General features: G+C 52.9%; 19 protein-coding genes. 9 read left to right on the forward strand and 10 right to left on the reverse strand.

Annotated elements, in window-relative coordinates; all coding sequences use genetic code 11:
• Window positions 1-48 precede the first annotated feature (48 nt).
• From atzF to CHH75_RS20910, 3 genes are all read right to left on the reverse strand, one after another.
• Entirely contained in the window at window positions 49-1,833 is a 1,785-nt protein-coding gene (atzF, locus tag CHH75_RS20900; RefSeq protein ID WP_095399091.1) for an allophanate hydrolase, read from the reverse strand.
• A gap of 48 nt (window positions 1,834-1,881) precedes the next feature.
• On the reverse strand, window positions 1,882-2,577 hold the full coding sequence (biuH, locus tag CHH75_RS20905; protein ID WP_095267227.1) for a biuret amidohydrolase: 696 nt from the start codon (window positions 2,575-2,577) through the stop codon (window positions 1,882-1,884).
• A gap of 226 nt (window positions 2,578-2,803) precedes the next feature.
• On the reverse strand, window positions 2,804-3,106 hold the full coding sequence (locus tag CHH75_RS20910; protein WP_095267226.1) for a YunC family protein: 303 nt from the start codon (window positions 3,104-3,106) through the stop codon (window positions 2,804-2,806).
• 189 nt (window positions 3,107-3,295) lie between these two features.
• On the opposite strand from CHH75_RS20910, the gene CHH75_RS20915 reads away from it, so the two are divergent.
• On the forward strand, window positions 3,296-3,856 hold the full coding sequence (locus CHH75_RS20915) for a hypothetical protein (protein ID WP_095399092.1): 561 nt from the start codon (window positions 3,296-3,298) through the stop codon (window positions 3,854-3,856).
• Between the two features lie 55 nt (window positions 3,857-3,911).
• Here the strand turns inward: CHH75_RS20915 and CHH75_RS20920 are convergent, their stop codons facing one another.
• Window positions 3,912-4,298, reverse strand: coding sequence for a DUF423 domain-containing protein (locus tag CHH75_RS20920; RefSeq protein WP_095399093.1), 387 nt, complete (start codon window positions 4,296-4,298; stop codon window positions 3,912-3,914).
• Window positions 4,299-4,477: 179 nt separating this feature from the next.
• On the opposite strand from CHH75_RS20920, the gene CHH75_RS20925 reads away from it, so the two are divergent.
• From CHH75_RS20925 to gdhA, 5 genes are all read left to right on the forward strand, one after another.
• Window positions 4,478-4,894, forward strand: coding sequence for a hypothetical protein (locus CHH75_RS20925; RefSeq protein WP_095267223.1), 417 nt, complete (start codon window positions 4,478-4,480; stop codon window positions 4,892-4,894).
• Between the two features lie 180 nt (window positions 4,895-5,074).
• A complete protein-coding gene (gene yhbH / locus CHH75_RS20930) occupies window positions 5,075-6,235 on the forward strand; it encodes a sporulation protein YhbH (RefSeq protein WP_095399094.1) in 1,161 nt (386 codons plus the stop codon).
• Window positions 6,236-6,642: 407 nt separating this feature from the next.
• Complete coding sequence (locus CHH75_RS20935) at window positions 6,643-8,841, forward strand: acyltransferase family protein (protein ID WP_255223093.1); 2,199 nt, start codon at window positions 6,643-6,645, stop codon at window positions 8,839-8,841.
• A 300-nt stretch (window positions 8,842-9,141) separates the two neighbouring features.
• Window positions 9,142-9,981 carry a sulfurtransferase gene (locus CHH75_RS20940; RefSeq protein ID WP_095399095.1) on the forward strand — a complete coding sequence of 280 codons (840 nt, stop codon included), beginning with the start codon at window positions 9,142-9,144 and terminating at the stop codon, window positions 9,979-9,981.
• Between the two features lie 583 nt (window positions 9,982-10,564).
• Complete coding sequence (gene gdhA / locus CHH75_RS20945; protein ID WP_095399096.1) at window positions 10,565-11,944, forward strand: NADP-specific glutamate dehydrogenase; 1,380 nt, start codon at window positions 10,565-10,567, stop codon at window positions 11,942-11,944.
• Between the two features lie 194 nt (window positions 11,945-12,138).
• Here gdhA and CHH75_RS20950 read toward each other — a convergent pair whose 3' ends face one another.
• Window positions 12,139-13,122, reverse strand: a complete 984-nt coding sequence (locus CHH75_RS20950) for a diaminopimelate dehydrogenase (protein WP_095399097.1) — start codon at window positions 13,120-13,122, stop codon at window positions 12,139-12,141.
• A 190-nt stretch (window positions 13,123-13,312) separates the two neighbouring features.
• On the opposite strand from CHH75_RS20950, the gene CHH75_RS20955 reads away from it, so the two are divergent.
• Window positions 13,313-13,651, forward strand: a complete 339-nt coding sequence (locus CHH75_RS20955) for a hypothetical protein (protein WP_095399098.1) — start codon at window positions 13,313-13,315, stop codon at window positions 13,649-13,651.
• A gap of 69 nt (window positions 13,652-13,720) precedes the next feature.
• Here CHH75_RS20955 and CHH75_RS20960 read toward each other — a convergent pair whose 3' ends face one another.
• The 3 genes from CHH75_RS20960 to CHH75_RS20970 all read right to left on the reverse strand — a co-directional run bounded on the left by CHH75_RS20960 (window position 13,721) and on the right by CHH75_RS20970 (window position 18,344).
• Complete coding sequence (locus CHH75_RS20960) at window positions 13,721-14,542, reverse strand: helix-turn-helix domain-containing protein (RefSeq protein WP_095399099.1); 822 nt, start codon at window positions 14,540-14,542, stop codon at window positions 13,721-13,723.
• A 145-nt stretch (window positions 14,543-14,687) separates the two neighbouring features.
• Complete coding sequence (locus CHH75_RS20965; RefSeq protein WP_095399100.1) at window positions 14,688-16,793, reverse strand: beta-galactosidase; 2,106 nt, start codon at window positions 16,791-16,793, stop codon at window positions 14,688-14,690.
• Between the two features lie 291 nt (window positions 16,794-17,084).
• A complete protein-coding gene (locus CHH75_RS20970) occupies window positions 17,085-18,344 on the reverse strand; it encodes an amidohydrolase (RefSeq protein WP_095399101.1) in 1,260 nt (419 codons plus the stop codon).
• Between the two features lie 189 nt (window positions 18,345-18,533).
• Here CHH75_RS20970 and CHH75_RS20975 point away from each other — a divergent pair, with 189 nt between their 5' ends.
• On the forward strand, window positions 18,534-18,857 hold the full coding sequence (locus CHH75_RS20975) for a hypothetical protein (RefSeq protein WP_095399102.1): 324 nt from the start codon (window positions 18,534-18,536) through the stop codon (window positions 18,855-18,857).
• Between the two features lie 18 nt (window positions 18,858-18,875).
• Here the strand turns inward: CHH75_RS20975 and CHH75_RS20980 are convergent, their stop codons facing one another.
• A complete protein-coding gene (locus CHH75_RS20980) occupies window positions 18,876-19,364 on the reverse strand; it encodes a GyrI-like domain-containing protein (RefSeq protein ID WP_095399103.1) in 489 nt (162 codons plus the stop codon).
• Window positions 19,365-19,461: 97 nt separating this feature from the next.
• Here CHH75_RS20980 and CHH75_RS20985 point away from each other — a divergent pair, with 97 nt between their 5' ends.
• Window positions 19,462-20,178: a GyrI-like domain-containing protein gene (locus CHH75_RS20985; protein ID WP_095399104.1), complete on the forward strand. Its 717-nt coding sequence runs from the start codon at window positions 19,462-19,464 to the stop codon at window positions 20,176-20,178.
• Between the two features lie 41 nt (window positions 20,179-20,219).
• Here the strand turns inward: CHH75_RS20985 and fabV are convergent, their stop codons facing one another.
• Window positions 20,220-21,410, reverse strand: coding sequence for an enoyl-ACP reductase FabV (gene fabV / locus CHH75_RS20990; RefSeq protein WP_095266416.1), 1,191 nt, complete (start codon window positions 21,408-21,410; stop codon window positions 20,220-20,222).
• Between the last annotated feature and the right edge of the window lie 124 nt (window positions 21,411-21,534).

Below are 21,534 nucleotides of genomic sequence, written 5' to 3' on the forward strand. Positions count from 1 at the left end.
GCTTAAAGGACTTACAGCCAGCTACCGGCCAGTTTTCGCCCACCTCCGTCAGACGGCGCTTCCCGCTTCAGGCCGTACCGCCGCACGCCATCCCCCTAAAGACGTGATGTCCTCCGCCCCCTCGGATGAAGCCGCAAACGCTTCGCAAATAAACCCGGTCACTTCCGTTCCGTCCTCAAGCTCGACTCTGCCAATGCCGAGTGGTGAAGGGACGGTGGCTACCAGCTCGCCAAGGGATTTAACGGGCATCTCCCAAATTTCCAGGTCGATGCACGCCCCTCCAGCCTCCTTCCTGATCAGCCCCGGACGAGGCGGTTCCATTGCCAGCTTCACCAGCTGATATGCGGGCGATGTTCTGGCTTCCCGCAGAAAGGATGCCCCCAGCCGTTCCATCTGAGCCGCCAGCGGATATCCCCTCATATGAAGTCCGCAGACCGCCACCTGGACGGAGGCCGCGTCTTCTCCCGCAGCAGGGCGGGAACGATTCATCGCTTCCAGGAACGCTTCCGCCGCTGCCACTTCCGCGCCATCGTGCTCCGCCATCGCAAAGAACGTAATCCCAAACGGCAGCCCTTGCTCCGCATCTTCTCCCGGCACTGCGACCGCACTCATATCCAGCAAGTTGCAGTGGTTCGTGTATTGTCCGAGATCCTGATTGCGCCTGATCGGCTGCTCGTGAATATCAGCCCTGCTCCAGGTTCCTCCAGTCGTCGGCAGCACCAGAACACCATCGCCAAGCAGTCGGCGGGCCGCCAGCTTCAGCGACTGCAGCCGATGCATTGCCCGGAACACCGATGCGCCATCATATCCGGCGTCCGCCCCTGAACGAAGCACTGTTTCCGTTTCCGGCATCAGACTGCCTGGATTAGCCTCGACGAATCCCCCGAGTCCTGCCCGACGTTCTTCCACGAACGGTCCGCCATAGAGCAGGGCAGCGGCTTGCTCGAACACGTCTGTATCCACATAACGGATGTTTACATATATGTTCTGCAACCGGCGAACCGTCTTCTCCCAGGCGGATCGGTAAGCTTCCGCATACGGACCGAAGAAGGACAGCTCTCCCTTCGGCAAACATACCTGTTTCGGCATCCGGGCAACTGCCGGCCCAATCTCTCTTGACCACGGATCGTCTGCGTCGTATCCTCGGACAACGCCGTCCACAACCCGTGCATCCGCCAGCTGCCACGTAAACACACTGACACAGTCCAGGCTTGCACATGCCGGTACGACCCCAGAGGTTGACCAGGCTCCAAGCGGCGGCTTATATCCGACCAGCCTGTTGAGCGCAGCAGGAACCCGGCCTGACCCTGCCGTATCTGTGCCTAGGGCGAAGGCAGCCTGTCCCCTCGCAACGGCAACCGACGAGCCTGAGCTTGAGCCTCCGCTGATCAGCTCGGGGCGCAGCGCATTATGCGTCTCCCCATATGGGCTTCGCGTCCCGACCAATCCTGTCGCAAATTGATCCAGATTCGTCTTGCCAACAGGAATCGCTCCGGCTTCGATCAATTTGGCGACAACGGCGGCATGCTGCTGAGGGATAAACTGATAATCCGGACATCCCGCCGTAGTCGGAATGCCGGCGACATCAATATTATCCTTCACGGCAAACGGCACGCCCCATAGCGGCGATGTTCTCGGATCTAACGTATCCAGGCGTTCCAGATAAGGCCGTATCCGCTCCATCCGGGGTGGCGTGATCCATATGTTCATCTCCCGATCGGCTTCCGCCCGTTCGATCATGACCCGAATCACCTCCTCCGGCGTTACAAGCTGGCGACTATAGACTTCTCTGAGCCACTCAATCGTCATCATTTCAGGTACTACACAGCTCATCTTGCCCCTCCTTTCGCTAACAGCTGAAGCAAATATATATACCGGTATCTATGCATGGGCAGCCGCCAATGCCTTGAGCGCAGCGATCACGCGGCTAGAATCCGAGACACTGCCAAAAACGCCGCCCTGCATCGTCACCATCTTGAGTGCAGCCAGATGATTGTCATAATCGGTCGCCCCGGTGCAGTCCTCCAGGATCAGGCATTCATAGCCGCGGTCGTTAGCCTCCCGCATCGTCGTGTGAACACAGACATCGGTCGTGATGCCCGTGAGAATGAGGTTCCGGATTCCGCGATTGCGCAAAATCAGATCCAGATCGGTTGCGTAGAAGCTTCCCTTTCCCGGTTTATCAATGATGATTTCTCCAGGAAGCGGAGCCAGTTCGTCAATGATGTTCCAGCCGGCCTCGCCGCGCACAAGGATTTTGCCAGCAGGCCCCTCAGACCCGATCTCGGCTCCGATCTGCCGGCTGCGCCACCGCTTGTTGTCCGGCAAATCCGACAGATCCGGCTTATGCCCTTCACGCGTATGAATAATCGTGAAGCCTTCCAATGCCCGAGCCGTTTCCAGAATGCGCTGGATAGGCTCAATAGCTCGCCGGGTAAGTGAAAGATCATACCCCATTCGGTCCACATAACCGCCCGGCCCGCAGAAATCGGTCTGCATATCGATAATAATCAATGCCGTGTTGTCACAACGTAAATCCCCGTCGTAGGGGAAGGAATATGGGTTTGCTTCAATCATCAGTTACCCCTCACTTTTCATGTTATATTCGCGTTATATCCAACTCATTGTTTGTAACATTATATAACATCAAGGATAGCGAGTCATTGTAGACTGCCTACAAAAAAAGCCGGAGCCTCTTGTGTTCGGATGATAAAGCAGGAGTTTACGTAAATGCGAAACACAAAAAAGCCGCCCGTAAGGGCAGCCCGAAACCTGCAACCAATCAACCTGTATGTCGGCCATCTCACAGCATACGAAGCAGCGCTTCTTTTCCGGTAATTCCGGGATGAATCCCCATCTTCTCGGCCTCTAGCGTTACCGATTCCAATGGGGCTTCCATCAGCTGTTCCAATGTCCTTACACCAACGGCTCTCCCTGCTATAATATGCCTGTCGGCAAGCTTTTCATTAAGAAGACCAACATCAAGGGCTCCGCACATGATATATCCACGGGATGTGTAGACGGCCAGCAAGGTCGTTTTGGGCAGCTTCACCTCCACACCCATCACCGTATGCCCTTCCACCTCCATTGGCAGCAGAGTAACCATGTCCTTGTACCTCCCCTCATACGCCTTTAGATATATGTATTCCTAGATTATTCGTTTGGTTCCGAAGTCCGAAATTAGGTACCAGTATAATAGTCTCTGTCACAGAGACATTAGGACTATGAAAATTTTTGAAATATGGTATATTGTAGACACTAGGAATAATGTGAAAGCTGGTGAAGGTTAAAAGCTATGAGAAAGAACACAGACACCGACGACAGGGGCCATTTATTTAACGTTGATATATTGGTCAAAAGTCCCTCCAACGCACTGGCTTTGCAATATTTGCTGGAACTGCTTAACAGCAAGAAAGAGGTCGTCGATTTTCAAATCAAATCCGGCATAAAGCTTGGAAAATTGATCGACGTGATGGTTCAAACGAATAAAGAATCCCCAGAACCACTCCCTCTAAACCTCGAATCTGGTGATGTAGACTCCCAGGAGGTTGCGGTGACCACGGCATTATCAGAGAAATCAGAGACAACGGAGTCAGCTGAGATCACAGACACCACCAGTAAGAACGTAGAGAACATCACCGCTGGCAACGATCCGTTTGAATGGATCAAACAGTACAGCAGAGATAATCGGCTCGTTCGCTTGACCACCAATCAAAGAGGGAAGCAAATCAGCTTGCCTTGCCGCATTCTTAATTTTGACGAGGTCAACGCTTTGGTGAATGTGTATCATGTTGATGAAAAGCAAGTATACACGTTCAAAGTCAATGAGATAGACGAATTTAGTGTGAGCTCATAGGTCCGCAACTTAAAAATGGCTTCTCCCAGCAGCTGGGAGAAGCCATTTTTAATGTTCATCGCGATTGTCGCCGACCTGACAGGGCCGAGACCATTAGCGCAATCCACCCCGCAATAAAAGCGGTGCCACCGATTGGCGTAATCGCCCCCAGCCACTTGATGCCGCTAATACTGAGCACATACAAACTGCCGGAAAAAATAATCGTCCCGACAATAAACAGCGTGCCGACCCAGAACAATCCTCTTGAATTCCCGGAAACCCCGGCCAACAGTCCTGTAATCAAAATGGCAATTCCATGAATCATATGATAATGAACGCCCGTTTCATAAACGGCCAACGCATCCGCACCAATGCGATCCTCAAGCATATGCGCACCGAACGCCCCAATCGCTACCGACAGCGCCATCAGCACCGCGCCCCAGGCAATAAACATACGCTGCATTTCATTCAACTCCTTTACAACATATCACAGCATCCTTAGCCATCCTCATATGTACAGCCTTTAGTTTAACGGATTACCCCTTTCTTTGCCACCTTTCTGAATACCGCCCAGACTTGATTTCAAGGCCATTTTGTGAAACATTATTAGGGAGCTACTACATTAGAAGGAGCGAATATATTATGGAACCAACATCTTCCTCACCCGAGCAGCACGATGTCCCGGGCAACGACAACCATTCCTTTGCCCCGCCTGAAGACCGGAAGCATTCAAGACTTGGCATTGCTTCCTTCATTCTGTCTGTGATCACGTTGGTCGGATACATACTTCTCGGCGCGATGGGCAACACCATGATCGAACCGTTCATAACGCCAGACGGCACCGTACTTGAACCTACCCAGGAAACACTCGAAGCCATGACAACCCTTGCCGCCATCTTCATGATCATTATCTTCATCAATCTGGTCGGGTTGATTCTCGGTCTGGCCGGTGCCTTCACCAAGCAGCGCAAGCGCGTGTTCGGTGTTGTCGGCTCCATCATCAACGGTGTCATTATGCTTACGATCGGCTCTCTGTTTTTTATGGTTTTAACCGGTTAAGCCCCTTATTGCTCCTATCGACCGGCTCTCTTTCCTGCACTTTATCGGAAGAGAGTCTTTTTTTTCGCCATTTCACACTCACATATCGCTCTTTCTCCCGAATATAATGAGATACTACAGCGCATTAACTCAGATGAATCCTGCACAAGGTCAAGACTACACTTGGGAGGTGACTGCCGCTTGCAGAACAAGGACGCCTTTTCGTTTATCGTATCCCGGGAAGACTGGTCTCTCCATCGCAAAGGGTACCAGGATCAGGTCCGTCATCAGCATAAAATCCGTGAGGTCATCAAAAGCAACCTGCCCGATCTTATTACGGAAGAGAATATTATTCTGTCCGATGGCAAACAGATCATCAAAGTGCCGATCCGCAGTCTTGACGAGTATCGCTTCATCTATAATTATCAAAAGCAAAAGCATGTCGGTCAAGGTGACGGTGACAGCCAGGTCGGCGATGTGCTTGGCCGCGACCCTGCCTCGGCCCAGCCCGGAAAGGGAGAATCTGCCGGGGACCAGGCCGGATACGACATCGTGGAAACCGAAGTCAGCATTGATGAGCTGGAGAACATGCTGTTTGAAGAGCTCGAGCTTCCGCTGCTGCAGCCCAAGGATAAGGAGCAGATTGAAACCGAGTCCATCGTCTTCAACGACATTCGCAAAAAAGGCATTATGTCCAACATCGACAAAAAGCGGACCATTCTCGAAAACTTGCGGCGCAATGCGCGAGACGGCAATCCCGGCATCCACGGAATCAGCCCGGACGATCTCCGGTATAAGACATGGGATGATACCGTCATTCCCGAGTCGAATGCCGTCATTATCGCGATGATGGACACTTCGGGGTCTATGGGATCTTTTGAGAAATACTGCGCGCGCAGCTTCTTCTTCTGGATGACCCGCTTCCTCCGCAAACAATATGAAAAAGTCGACATCGTTTTCATCGCGCACCATACGGAAGCCAAAGAAGTGACCGAGGAGGAGTTCTTCACCCGGGGCGAAAGCGGTGGAACGATATGCTCTTCTGCCTATCAGAAAGCGCTGGACATCATTAACCGCAGGTATCCTCCGGCCAAATACAACATCTATCCGTTTCATTTCTCCGACGGCGACAACCTGACCTCGGATAATGAGCGCTGCGTCAAGCTGATCGGCGAGCTGCTTAAAGTGAGCAACATGTTCGGGTACGGAGAAGTTAATCAGTACAACCGCAACAGCACGCTGATGTCCGCCTACAAAAATATAAAGCTGGACCAATTCATGCATTACGTCATCAAAGATAAATCCGAGGTGTACGAGGCGCTGAAGGCCTTCTTCCGCAAACGCGAAGGGGCTGCCCTGTAACCTGCGTTCTTGTTAAATGACTCCTGCTACCGATAATCCGGACTACATCCGTGACTGCGAAGTCTGCCTCTATAAGCTCATCCCCTAAAGGAGGGAACCCGAAAGGTTCGCCTCCTTTTTCCTTGTCATTGTCCAGTGAAATTTCTGTCTTTTTATTGACATCATAATGTATCCACGAATTCATGTTTTTGTCACCTTCTGGCATTTCAGCCATGATAAGATGATGAAGTGATATCGATTCTCAGGGATATGGCTCTCGCTTGACAACACATCGGAAGAATGTGATATCCCCAGCTTAGAAAGGGAAGGTTAACATGCTTCATAGGGCACCTACATACGACCAGCACAAGAACAAGTCACCCGTCAAAGAAAACATACATCCGCCAGACCGTCCCTTGACCCGATACATGCCCGGACTCGACGGTCTTCGTGCGCTTGCCCTGCTCGCAGTGATGGCCTATCACTGGCAGTTTGGCTTCGCCTCCGGCGGCTTCCTCGGAGTGAGCCTCTTCTTTGTACTCTCCGGCTATTTGATTACCGATATACTGGCTGCCCAGTGGCATCACAGCCGTACATTGAATCTTAAAGATTTCTGGATGCGCAGAATAAGAAGGCTGATGCCTGCCATGCTGTTCACGTTGTTCATGACTGTGGTATGGGTGACGCTGTTCGATCCCGCCAGATTACCGGAGCTTCGAAACGATGTGCTCGGAGCTGTGACATACATAAGCAATTGGCAATTCATTTGGGAACAAAAATCCTATTTCGAATCATTCGGGCCTCCATCCCCGCTCGGTCACTTCTGGTCACTGGCGGTGGAGGAGCAATTCTATCTGCTATGGCCGATTCTGATGGTCATCGGCCTGCGATTCTTTCCCCGAAGGGGGCAGCTGTTCATCCTCATTATGACCGGGGCTGCGCTGTCGGCATTTGCCATGGCTGCATTATACGTGCCCGGAACGGATCCAAGCCGGGTCTACTTCGGAACGGATACCCGTGCATTCGGCCTGCTGATCGGCGCAGCACTCGCCTTGGTCTGGCCAAGTTCAAAGCTCTCATCCGTCTCATCGACCAGAAGGACCAGACACAGCCTCAACCTCGTGGGCGGGCTTGCACTGTTCATCGTCCTGTTCATGCTGTGGAAGACGGATCGCTATGATCCGCTCGTCTATCAAGGCGGCATGCTCGGCTTCTCTGTCGCCGCTGCGGTGCTGGTAGCCGCGCTCGCACATCCTGCATCGATGTGGAGCAGGCTGCTAAGCTGGAAGCCGCTGCGATGGATCGGCGTTCGTTCCTACGGCATTTATCTGTGGCATTATCCGGTCATGATTCTGACTTCGCCTCCAGCGGGGCCTGGGCAGCTGTCCGCCGCGGAGATCAGCCTGCAGATTATCGCCAGCATCGTGCTAGCAGCCTTAACTTATACCTATGTAGAGGAGCCGATTCGTAGAGGCCGTCTGCAGTCGCTGTGGAACAACGTCCGGCAGCGTGAGCCGCGCTCGATCTTTCTGACATTGCGAGGATCGATGGCTTCATTAGGTTTGATAGGACTGCTCGCTATTTTTTGCTTCGGCATTATGACCAGCGCCCACACTTTAAAAACGGGCGGCGATATGGCCGCTTGGCTTGAAATGACGAATGCGGAAGGAAGCCAGCCGGCGGGTGCCGTGAATGGAAGCGACACCAGGAAGGGCCATATCAATGACACCCATCCGCAGCAAGCGCAGGGCGAATCTGATGATCGAAACGCTGACGGTAAGCTTGATATCAGCGGCGAGAAGCCTGAGTCTCCTCCTTCGTCTATCGATGAAAGAAGCGACGAGACGTCAGCAACCGGCAATCCCGATAAGGACTCTGAGGAGGGTGCGGGCAGCGGGGATCCTGCGCCAGGAAAGGCTCGCCCAACTGATTCCGATGAGACCGGGCAGCAAAGCGAGCCCGGCTCGCCAGGCGACACCAACTCGCAGGATCTGCCTCCGTCTGGCGGAGAGAAATCCCCCTCGTCTACCCAGCCGAGTGATGCACCATCTTCGGATCCCTCCGGCAGCGGCGACGCAGGCGACAGCCCTTCCGGCGAAGGTAAATCCAGACCGCAGCAAGGAGAGCCGCCCCGAGCGGGCCATGAAACCGGCAGTCCCGCTGCAGCCATCTCGGCTATTGGCGACTCTGTCATGCTTGGCGTCACGCCTTATCTCGAGCAATCGCTCCCCGGCATCAACATCGATGCCGAGATCGGCCGTCAGCTTCGGCAGGCAGAGAGCCTGCTTCCCCAGCTCGCACAATGGGGGCGCATCGACGGTGGTGTCGTGATTATCGCCCTTGGGACGAATGGAGCCTTTTCACCCCAGGAGCTGGATTCCCTGCTCGCTTCCCTGTCTACTGCGAAGCAGATTATCCTGGTGAACATTCGCGTTCCGCGCGACTGGGAACAGCAGGTGAACCGCATGCTGGCCCAAGCCGCTGCGGATTACCCTAACGTGTCTCTCGCCGATTGGCACTCCGCCAGCAAGGGGCATCCGGAATATTTTTATGAGGACGGTGTTCACCTTCGGCCTGAAGGCGCGAAAGCCTATACAGCTCTGCTAATCCAAACGATCAAGCCATAATGAGGCACAGCAGCAATTCCCGTGCTTGATGCATGTTTATTGGCTTTTCCTAACCCCTTAGCCTCATTATCCCTTTGGTTCAGGGAACTATCAGGAAGTTCCCTGATTCAACGGGATGATCGCGCCAAGCCTCCGGTCCCGTTACCACGTCCCCCGTTTCAGCCATAATCGGTAGTCGACTTGGCGGTCTGCACGGATGCAGACCGGATTTGTGATGCGAGGGCACTGAGGCATAACCGAGTATGATATAATTCGAATACTATCATTACATCTAAATTTCCATAAGGATCGTGATCTCCGATGAAACATATCGTATCGATGAAATGGCTGCTGGCCCGCCTGTACGAACCTGACATTGTCATTGTAGACTGCCGCTTTATTCTGGGACAGCCGGATGCAGGCCGGACCGCATATGATGAGGAACATATTCCGCGCGCGGTGTATCTGGATTTGGAGCGGGACCTCTCCGCACCGGTTGCCGCTCACGGTGGGCGTCATCCGCTGCCTGATATGGACCAGCTTGCAGCTTCGCTGGGTAAGGCCGGCATCCATCATGGTATGCGGGTCATTGCATATGACGACCAAGGCGGTGCCATGGCCAGCCGCTTGTGGTGGCTGCTGAAATACACCGGCCACGACCAGGCTTATGTGATGAACGGAAGCTTTACGCATTGGAAGGCAGCTGCCTACCCGGTAACGAAGGAGCAGCCGGTTGTTATTCCTGTTACATATGAGCCGAAGCTTCAACCGGGCATGCTGGCTGATGTCGAAAAGGTGCGGACAGCTTCCCGAGAAGGAAGCAGCATGCTGCTCGACGCTCGCGAACCTCGCCGCTATGCCGGTATTGAGGAGCCGATCGATACCAAGGCCGGACATATTCCCGGCGCGGTCAATTATTTCTGGAAGGAGCTGCTGGATGAACAAGGACGATGGCTTGATGCAGCGGCCATTCAGCGGCGATTCGCAGATATCCCTGAAACTTCAGACATTATCGTCTATTGCGGCTCTGGCGTAACCGCATGCCCGAATGTGCTGGCATTGCACGAAGCCGGATACCGGAACGTCAAGCTGTATGCAGGAAGCTGGAGCGACTGGATCTCGTATCTGGACAACCCGGTGGCGACCGGAGAAGACATCTAGCGCTTTTCCTAACACAAGCAGCCCGCGTCATCGACGCGGGCTGCTTGTCATATATCGGCTGTTACTGCTTTCGTTGACAGCTCCTCGGCTAACATATGGACTCACCTAACCCATCCTCATGATAAAACGTATAATTATACAACTATATCCGAAATTAATCCACAATTATTTTCAAAATCAAAAATAATCATTCCTCATTCATTTGCACTTTTCGAATCCATCATCCCGATCATCCTCACGATGGTTCTGGCACGAAAATCCCTCGAAAAACCTGCCATAACAAGTAAACTCCCTCCATCCCTATAACAAGAAACCTTGTTTTTCCACCACAAAAAACTTACATAAAACGATAGGTGCATAGAAATTATTAATGAGGTCAAAAAAATGATTTTATTGGAAAACGATGTGGATATTCTATAAAATCCTCTTCAACCTCACTTGAATTTGTGCAAAAATTTATTGCATTTATACAAACGGCTGAAAATGCTTCCATGGTGAGATTGTCCTGACGTCCTTAGCCATGATGTTGACAGGGCGTTCCACGCCTTACTACTTTAACCATTTGAAGGAGTGCATCGTAAAAGTGACTACCCATGTTTCTGTTTCTTCGCCGCTTGCTGCCGCGAAAGATTATGTTGAGTCTATCTATGCCCAGGTCGTGTCCCGCGATCCGCATGAAGCTGAATTCCATCAGGCTGTCCGTGAATTTCTCGACTCGATTGTCCCGGTCCTGGCCGAACAGCCGAAATATCGGGAATACGGAATCCTGGAGCGCCTTGTAGAACCGGAGCGCATGATTACCTTCCGTGTGCCGTGGACAGACGATCAAGGCCGGGTTCAAGTGAACCGCGGTTTCCGCGTTCAATTCAACAGCACCCTCGGGCCGTATAAAGGCGGCATTCGTTTCCATCCTTCGGTCTATGCCGGTATCATTAAGTTTCTAGGCTTTGAACAGATCTTCAAAAACTCGCTGACCGGACTGCCGATTGGAGGCGGAAAAGGCGGTTCTGATTTCGATCCCAAAGGCAAATCCGAACAAGAAGTGATGCGTTTTACGCAAAGCTTTATGACAGAACTGTATCGTCATATCGGGCCTGACACCGATGTGCCTGCCGGAGATATCGGCGTTGGCGCGCGGGAAATCGGCTTTATGTTCGGTCAATATAACCGCATTCGCGGCGGACATGAAGCTGGCGTATTGACAGGGAAAGGCGTACTGTATGGAGGCAGCCTCGGACGCACAGAGGCAACCGGATACGGCTGTGTCTATTTTGTACAGGAGATGCTCGCCGCCAAGGGACTCAGCTTCAAGGACAGCCGTGTGGTCGTGTCCGGCTCCGGCAATGTGTCCATCTATGCCATTGAGAAGGCACAGCAACTAGGCGCTCACGTCGTCGCTTGCAGCGATTCGAACGGATACATCTATGATCCTGAGGGCATCCAGCTTGAAACACTCAAGCAGCTCAAAGAGCGCGATCGTCTGCGCATCAGCGAATATGTGCGCATTCATCCACATGCGCAATATTATCCGGGCAGCACCGGCATTTGGAACATCGCTTGCGACATCGCCCTGCCATGCGCTACCCAAAACGAGCTGGACGCCGAAGCAGCTCAAACGCTGATCCACAACGGTGTCAAAGCTGTGGGGGAAGGCGCGAACATGCCATCTACCCTTGAGGCTATCGAGCTGTTCCTGCAGGCTGGTGTTCTATTCGGACCGGCCAAGGCTGCCAACGCCGGCGGTGTAGCCGTATCTGCACTGGAAATGAGCCAGAACAGCATGCGTCTCTCCTGGAGCGCCGAAGAGGTGGATGACAAACTGCAGCAGATTATGAAAAACATTTACCGCAGTGCTGTCGAGGCCGCAGAGCAGTATGGTACCCCCGGCAACCTCGTCGCTGGCGCCAACATCGCAGGCTTCCTGAAAGTGGCCGATGCGATGATCGCCCAAGGCGTCGTTTAAGCTACGCTCCCCATGTTAGCCGAAGTTTCTTTCCAGGTGCCGCAGGCCCGCGGCCTGAATAAAGCACTTGGAAGGAGGATTGGCTAGCGCAATGCTCGCATAAGCATACAAAGCAAAGCAAACACAAAAATCCCCGCCGTCTTTCATGACGACAGGGATTCACTTGTGTATCAGGGGATTAAACGAAACGGGCCTTACAGCAGCTCGCGGCGGAGCTCCTCAGCCGATTTCGGGGAGAGGTAGCCAAGCGGAATGTCAAACACCGTTTTGGCACCTTGCTGTCCCTCTTGCTTCAAGCGATAGGCAGCTCTCGCATATGCGACAAGCACACTTGCGGTAAACTCGGGATTGCTGTCCAGCTTGAGGCCAAATTCAATGATTTGCTTGTTGCCGTTGCCGGTAACGCCGCTTCGGATGACAAACCCGCCATGCGGCATGCCTGAATGCTCAGCATCGAGCTCCTCTTGAGTAATGAAGTTCACGGTGGTGTCGTAGTCGGCAAAATAGTTCGGCATCGACACGATCGTTTGCTTGATCTGCTCAAGATCTGCGCCTTCCTCCGGAACGACATAGCACACTCTTACATGCTTCTCGCGTGTGGTCAAATCCGGTGTCTCTCCGGAACGGATCGACTCAATGACATCTTGCACCGGGATCGTGTACTGTACGCCAGCCTTAACGCCTGGTACGCGTCGAATCGCATCCGAGTGGCCCTGGCTCACGCCTTTGCCCCAGAACGTGTACTCGCGGCCTTCCGGCAGAATTGATTCAGCCAGCAGACGGTTCATCGAGAACAGCCCCGGGTCCCAGCCGGTAGAAATGACACTGACATTACCTCCGCTTTGAGCGGCCTTGTTCACCTGTTCGAAAAACTCCGGAATTTTCGCATGGGTATCGAAGCTGTCCACCGTGTTAAACAGACGGGCAATCTGTGGCGTCTGCTCCGGCAGATCCGTAGCGGATCCTCCGCACAGAATCATCACATCGATTTTGCCAATATACTGCTCGGCTGCTGTCATATGTTCAAAACGTGCACCGGATGCATCTGTCATCTGCTGTGGATCTCTGCGCGTGAATATGGCGACCAGTTCCAGATCAGGGTTTTGTCCGATCGCTTTCTGAACACCTTTTCCTAAATTTCCATAACCGACGATTCCTACTTTAATGGTTGTACTCAATTTGGTAATCCTCCCTTTGCCGCATCTCATTCATCAGCCTGATGCTATAATTTCTTCAAGATATAAGTATAACATACATATTACACAATATGTAAAGTATATCTCGAAAATAAATCAACACATCTTGCTTATAATCGACGGCACGTCATTGTATAATGGGGAGGAATCAGACACAGGAGGACGGTTGACGGTGATCGAAGTGATTACATACGCACAATGTAGGCTGAGAGTACCTGCGGAAGAGAACTACAGACAATATATTGAAGATGAGCTGAACCGGTTGGACGGGGAAATTGTGACGGAACAGATCGTGTCGATCGACAAGCCAGCCCGGAACCAGACGACCTGGTCGCTCGAATCCCGTGTGCTGGCGCGGTTTATACTTCATATGCCGGAGCAGAACCCGGCCAAGAAGGTGGATGAGTATATCGAGCATGTGGTGCCTTTTCTCAAGCGCCATGTCCCGAAATGCAATCATATCGACAGCACCAGGATCATTCAGCTGAAACGGGCATTAAACCTGGAATAGACGTATTCATACGAAAGACCTGAATCCCGGCCCTGCGAAGTAGATGGGCGCATCCAGGTCTTTTTCATTTTAGTTGAACAGATGGCGGTACCGATTCGGAGTGATATGCTCGATTCGTTTAAAGGTAGCCACGAAGTGGCTGACGTCTTGAAAGCCCACACGCTGCGCCACTTCCTTCAGCGTCATGTCCGGACTGGCAACCAGCAGCTTCTTGGCTTCCCGAATCCTAAGCTGGATAAGAAAGGCATATGGACTCATATGAAAGGTCTGGCGGAACAGGTGACTCAGGTGCTGGGAGCTCATGCCCGCCTCGCGCGCCATCTCTTGCAGTCCGATATTGTCGGCATACATGCGCTCAAGCCACTCTACAACCGGTCGAATCCGTTCATAGTAATGGGACAGGGAGTGCTGGCTTTGCGTCTTGCCGTATTTTTTCAGCATAATTAAAAAGCGGTACAGCTCCTCGGATGCGTCCAGCCGGGAAAACTCCGCTCCCTTCCCCATCAGGTACATCATGCGCCAGATCAGCTCCGAGAACGGAAATTCCTCTGTTTCGGTATAGACCGCGGAGGAGATGCCCAGCGCATGCAAAATGCTGTCCGCCGAGGCGCCGCCAAACGTCATGTACAGCGTCGACCAATCGCCGTCCCCTGTACAGTAATAGGAATGTGCCGTAAACGGCATGAGCAGTATTCCCTTTCCCTTGCTCAGCGTAACTTCCTCACCGGAAAACCTGAACTCTCCTTCTCCCTCGACCGTTTGCAGCCAATGAAAATACGGGTATCCTTCCGGCCTGGCAAAGTCCTCTTCCCTCGGATTATAGCCAACGCTCTCTACAAATAAAGGCAAAGGCCGCTCCTGCCCTGACAAGGTGTATCTGATTTTCTCCATAGCAATCACCCTTCAAGCCTGACACGACAGTCGTGTTCCGTTTAATCTGTGCGGTATCCCCCAACTTCCATCTCATGTGTTCTACCGCCACAGGCAGCATAACTGAAAAGCCTGTTCATCCAATAAACAGGCTTTTCAAGATCGCTTATGCTCTATTGTAACGGATTGCCTGGCGTCTTAACACTGCAAATCCATACTTGGGCAAGATCAGTTCGCCCGCTGCCGGCTGCTGGCCAAGCACATCTTCATAGCCATGCTCCGGCAGATCCACTCGCTGCGAAACTTCCGAGAAATTCATAATGAACACATATTCGGACTCGCCGTCAGAGCGCATCTGGACGCATACTCCGTCCGGCAAAGCGGCATCCAGCACCGCTCTAATTCCAAGCTGTTGTGCGAGCCGGTCGTAGAAATCCTGATGGAAACGGTCCTCGTTGCGGGAGGCGATATAATAAGCTTGTCCCCGTCCGAAAGTGTTGACCGTGAGCGCAGGCATGCCCTCGTAATAATCGGATGCATAAGCTGCCAATACTTCGGCAGTCTCGGCATGAATCACCTCACAGTATTCTCTGGCTTCATAAGTTCCGTCCAGGCCAAGAGCTTCGGACGTCAGTCGAATGCTGTTCCGATCGGAATCATACAGCGTATCGATTTCCTCTGCCCATATGCCGAGCAGTGAGCGCAGCGGTCCAGGGAAGCCGCCCAGGAAGGTGAGATCAGACTCGTCCACGATGCCGCTCCAGTACGTAGCCACCAGCGTTCCCCCCTTCTGGACGAACTGCTCCAGCCGCTCCGCAACGCCGGGACGAATCATGTACAGCATCGGTGCGATCACCAGCTTGTAAGACGAAAAATCGTTGTCCATGTCAATAATATCCACCGGGATGCCCCGCTTCCAGAAAGCTTTGTAGTGTGCCTGGCAAGTCTCGATATAACGCTTCTCTCTCGGCTTGAGCGCCTGAGCGTCATCCATCGCCCACTGATTCTCCCAGTCATAAATGACCGCTACTTCAGGCTTCACACTCGTACCTTGAATATCACCAAGGCGGCGCAAAATATCCCCCAGCTCGGCGACCTCACGGAATACGCGAGTATGTTCATGTCCGCTGTGACCTACCACAGCGCCGTGGAATTTCTCCGAAGCGCCCCGTCCTTTGCGCCACTGAAAATACAGGATGGCATCCGCCCCGTGGGCCAGCGATTGTACGGCAGATAAGGCATGCATGCCGGGACGTTTCGTTTTGTTCACCTGTTGCCAGTTCACCAGGGACGGCGTGTTCTCCATCACAAGAAACGGCTGCCCCTCTTTCATCGAACGATAAATATCATGAACAAAAGCGACATCGGCGGCCAGATCAGCCGTTGATTGAGCATCATGATGCCAGGTCGGATAGCTGTCCCAGGAGACGACGTCCACTTCCTTGCCGAACTTCGCATAGTTCAGTCCGATGTACGGCCCCATATGCGGATAATCGCCCATAAAGTTGGTCGTTACCGGGACATTCGGTGTGATCTCCCGCAAGGGCGCGATTTCATTCCGGTAAAAATCGATCGTCTGGTCGGTTACAAACCGCTTCCAATCGAGATTATGCCCGTGCACCTGATCCTCCCCATGCGGAGCAGGGGATTCAATCTGCGTCCAATCCGTAAACGTATGGCTCCAGAAGCCGGTCCACCAGGCATGGTTCAGCTTTTCCAGCGTGCCGTACTTCCGCTTCAACCACTGACGGAATGCCTCCTGACACAAATCGCAGTGGCAGTCCCCGCTGAACTCGTTGGAGATATGCCACAGAATAAGCGCCGGGTGATCCTTGTACCGTTCGGCCAGTCTTCGGTTGATCTCCCTCGTCTTCTCCCGGTATACCGGGGAAGTCAGGCAGTGATTGTGCCTGTGGCCGTGCAGATTGCGCTGCCGATTGCTCTGTACACGCAGCACTTCGGGATATTTAGCCGACATCCATGCCGGTCGGGCTCCACTCGGCGTCGCCAGAATGACCTGGATGCCCCTCTCCGCCAAGTTATCCATCATCTGATCGAGCCAGCCGAACTCATAACGTCCCTCCTCCGGCTCAATCGCGCTCCAGCCAAACACATTCAGTGTGAATGCATTGCAATTGGCCAGCTTCATCAGCCGGTAGTCTTCCTGAATAATATCCGGATAAGCCAGCCATTGGTCAGGATTATAGTCTCCTCCATGCAGCAGACCTGTGACGGCTGGATGAAACGACGAAAATCTGAATTGAGTTGACATGCTTCTTCACTCCTCGCTTCCACTATCATTAGGTTCCCGGCCAAGGCCAAGCCTGGTTCGGTTCCCCTGTCATCTGTGTATCCATCTGCATAACTTGACCGCACACCGGTCTCCTGTTCATTGTAAAACGGCCTTGGACAAAACCATATGTAACAAAATGATGATTCGATATAAAAATCTGAAAGTGAAGAGAGCAGGGTCATCATGCTGGTGAAAAAGCGCCGCCGTCATGAAAAAAAAGCTGCCCTCAAGTCATAACCATGACTTACGAGAGCAGCCTTCAGCTACCTGTTATTGCATCGTTCTAGCCAGCCGTTCGAGCAGATTCACCGCCGGCTCCAGCACCGCTTCATCGATATCGAATCCGGGATGATGATGCGGGGCGGACAACTGAGTGCCAATGATCATATAGGTGGCCAGCCCTCCTTGCTCCTGGACACGACGAATCATGTAGCTGGCATCCTCACTGCCGAGAGCGGCGCTGTCCTGAACCACTTCGGCACAGGTGAATTCCGGTATATGTCCGGCCTCCCGGACCGCAAGCGCTGCAAGCTCCAGATCACAGCGGATCGGAATGGCGCCGCCGATCACTTCAACCTCCGCCTGGAGCTCATGCATCCGGGCGCTATGCTCGATAATCATGCGCACTCGCCGCTCCAGCTCCCGGTTCGTCGCCTCATCGGCCGAGCGGGTCTCGATGATCATGCGCGCATGCTCGGCAATAATATTCGCGCCGGTTCCTCCCTCGAGAACCCCTACATTAATCCGGGTATCCGCAGAGCTGAATCGCGGCAGCGCATGAATATTCAGCAGCGCTGTCGATGCCCCTAGCAGGGCGTTGCGGCCTTCCTCCGGCGAAGCCCCGGCATGAGCCGATATGCCGGTAAATCTCGCCTCTAGCTTCGTCGTTGCGAGAAATCCCGCTGCCGCTCCCCGGATATGGCCGGATGGAACCCCTACACCGAGATGGAGGCAGAACAGTCTGTCGACCTGATCCAGCATCCCTTTTTCAACCATCGCGTAAGCTCCCCGCACTCCCTCTTCGGCAGGCTGGAACAGAAGGCGCACTTTACCCGCAAGCTGCCTGTCCTTCAGCCGATCCGCCAAGGCCAGTCCCATCGCAGTATGGCCGTCATGAGCACAGGCATGCATAATGCCTTCATGCTCGGAGCGAAAGCCTGTCGCCTGCGGCGTATGCTTGTCTAGTGCGCTTTCCGTGATCGGCAACGCATCCATATCAAAACGGAAAGCAGTCGTCGGCCCAGCCTCCATCCCTTCCAGCTCTGCGACTACCGCGGTATAGCCGCCCCTCATCTTCTGCACGATCTCCGGATCGGCACCTTCGCGCAAGGCGCGCTGATAAGCCTCTTCCAGCACCTCCGTACGAGGAAGCCCCCGTCTGGCCGATCCTTCGATCGCATCCTTGCCGTAAATAACGCGGTAGCCCATCTCGGTCAGCATCTTCACAACCATCGCGGCTGTGCGAAATTCGGTGAAGCCAAGCTCAGGGTAACGATGCAATTCCCTGCGCAGCTGGATCAAATCGATCATGATGTTCTGTTTCTCCCCTCCGTGTATCTTGTAAACCCTGTTTACTGTACTTCAAATCGCATGAAATATTTTTAGAATATAGGTATAACATCTTACGATAAAAGTTGGTTTATATTGTAGAGCCTCATCCGACACGAAAGGATGAATGATAATTCCGCTTGGCTCAATACAATTAAGAGAGTTGATAATATGCGTTTACATATCATGATTTCTGCTGTACTGATATCCTTTTTGTACACCTTTTCTTCTCTGTTCTCACCGCTGGTACAGGCTGAAGCTATAACCGACACCGAGGTTACAATCGAAAGCCTTAGAGCCGGAGAAAGCAAGCCTGCATTAGACATGCAAAGTGTAGTTGTAAGTCAAGAACGAGAAGATGAATTGCGCAAAATCTATGGTCTTGAGCCGTCCAACACTGATGACGCCTCCATTGATGTGAAACCATCTGACGTCGGAGCTTCTTATGAAAATGCACGGTATATCTACTGGATTTACATGTTATTCACTTTATGAGAATGCCTTAAGGATCTCTTATTCCACAGGGATCATAATGACAAATTCAGGCTGGTCATCATACGGGTCCTGCTCCATCGGATATTGCTCCAGATGGGTCAATCCATCCGGGGCTTTCTCTTGATAGCCCTGTTCACGAATCCAGTTGTACACATTGGTATAGGATTGCTGAATATTTTGCTGTTTCGCGTGATGACAGGTGGCATAAGTCAGCTCAGGAACAGCTATAGCCACCATCCCTTCCGGGATGTCACCCACCTTCTCTACCTCCACTGTAGCATAGTGTGTGAACCCCTCCGCTCCGGGATGAGCGTGATAGGATAGCCCGAGCATCGTGTCCTTATGTATCGCGTAAGGAATTTCCGCAAGCCGCTCCTGCAGCTGTTCATGAATGGCCCGAATGCCGCCCGCTCCCGCTTCGGCATAGGTCCCTTCCCACTTGATCCCCACAGCCTGAAAAGCAGGTTTGGTTGTAATTGAAGCTTCATTACGTTGTTCAACTGTCATCTCCTATTCACTCCTTTAACCATACTATGAGTTCATTATATACTGAAACTATGACAAAAACGGTCACCGTTTCTATAAAACGGCAAGGAGGCGCGTCATGCCCAAAACAGAGCGAATACTGAAAGTCATGCAGCGGGTATACGAGAAACAGACCTTTACCGTCAGCCAGATGGCAGAGGAATTTGGCGTGTCCTGTCGCACGATGCTCCGCTATCTGCACGAGCTGTCCGAGCTCGGCGTGCCGCTGTACGCGAATGAGGGCAGGCACGGGGGATACTCGATATTGAATGCCAGGCAGCGCTCCCTTCCTGAGCCGGCAGAGACGGGATTGCAGCGGCTTGTGAAGCCTGGGTTCCATCTTGTCGGCATGGAGATCAAAGTGCCGTTCACCGCCTACTATATAACGCAAGCGCTTAAGCCCAAATTGTGGACGGAGCTAAGCAGCCGAATCCAAGAAATCCGATATCCACGTTCAACCCGCGGTCAGGACTGGATCGCTGCCGTTCTAAGCCGCGGGCCTGTCTATCATTATATCGCCGGCATCGAAGTCACCGCGATTGGCACCATTCCTCCCGGCATGACCAGCCTTACACTGCCGACCCGGGAATATATCGTATATGTACACGAAGGCGGCACGGGCCGGGAGGATACCGATCAATCCTTCATCTATGTCATGCAGCAGATGAAACAGCGCGGGCTCCACTATAACCCGGAGATGTACGGTTTGGAGCGGAGAAGCCGCCTTGGCGACGACCGGGTCCAGATATACATTCCCGTTGCCCATTCCGTAAATCCAGGCGCCCTACATGAATGAGGACCCGATTCTGAAATCGGGTCCTCGTTATGGCTCACCTATTAGATTGCATGCGGATTATCTACGGCCGGATCAACATCTGCATCATAATCCACACCGTCGGTCTCAAATCCGAACAGCTGGAAAAACTCGCGGCGGTAGCCTTCCAGGTCTGTCAGCTGCTCGATATTGTCGCTCGTTACCCGGCTCCACAGATCGGCAACCTCCTGCTGCACATCCTCACGCAGTTCCCAGTCGTCAATGCGGATGCGTCCCTTCTCGTCCACCGGAACCTCGCCGCCGCTATACAGCTTATCTGCGAACAGACGATGGATCTGTTCGATCGTTCCTTCATGGATGCCTTTCTCCTTCATCACCTTGTAAAGCGCCGACACATACAGCGGCACCACAGGAATTGCCGAGCTGGACTGGGTCACCAGCGCTTTGCTGACGGCCACATAAGCGCGTCCGCCAATCGGCGACAACTTGTCGCTCAGCTTCAGCGCCGTATCCTCCAGATGATCCTTCGCCTGGCCAATGGAACCGTCACGATAGATCGCCCGTGTAATTTCCGAGCCGATATAAGAGAACGCGATGGTTACCGCCTGATCTGCCAGTGCGCCTGCCTCGGACAAGGCCTCCATCCACAAATCCCAGTCTTCACCGCCCATAACGTCCACCGTATGCTTCACTTCTTCTTCTGTTGCCGGCTCAATCGTCACCTCGGTCACTTCACCTGTATGGAAGTTGACCGTTTTGTTCGTGTAAGGCTCGCCGATCGGCTTCAGTACGGAGTTGACCGTCTCTCCGGTTTCAGGAAGCGTCCGCCGCGCGGATGCAACGCTGTATACAACGAGATCCACCTGACCCAGCTCCTGGCGGATCAGCTCTATCGTTTTTGCTTTTGTCTCGGCTGAGAATGCATCTCCTGTCACACTGAACGATTTCAGTCCAGCTTCTGCCGCAGCCTTTTCAAACGCCGCCGAGTTGTACCAGCCTGCCGATGCCGTACGTTTCTCACTGCCCTGGCTAGGACGGTACACCCCTACCGTATTCGCCCGAGCGCCGAAGGCTGCTGCAATTCGGGCAGACAATCCATAACCTGTCGAAGCCCCGATGACAAGCACATTGCGCGGGCCCTGTATTGCCGGCTTGCTAAGCACATAATCGATCTGTTGTTGAACCTGGGCAGCACAGCCCACAGGATGAGAAGTTGTACAAATAAATCCGCGTGTTCTAGGTTTAATAATCATCGTTCATTTCCTCTCTTTACGGTTCATATCGTTTCCCATTTATCGTTAGGTCCTGATTGACTCCTTTCTATTGTAACTTTTTTTTTCCGGGTGAAAACCTTTTAACCGCAAAATCTACAAAGAC

The sequence above is a fragment of the Paenibacillus sp. 7541 genome (assembly GCF_002276395.1).
Taxonomy (GTDB): Bacteria; Bacillota; Bacilli; order Paenibacillales; family Paenibacillaceae; genus Paenibacillus_AQ; species Paenibacillus_AQ campinasensis.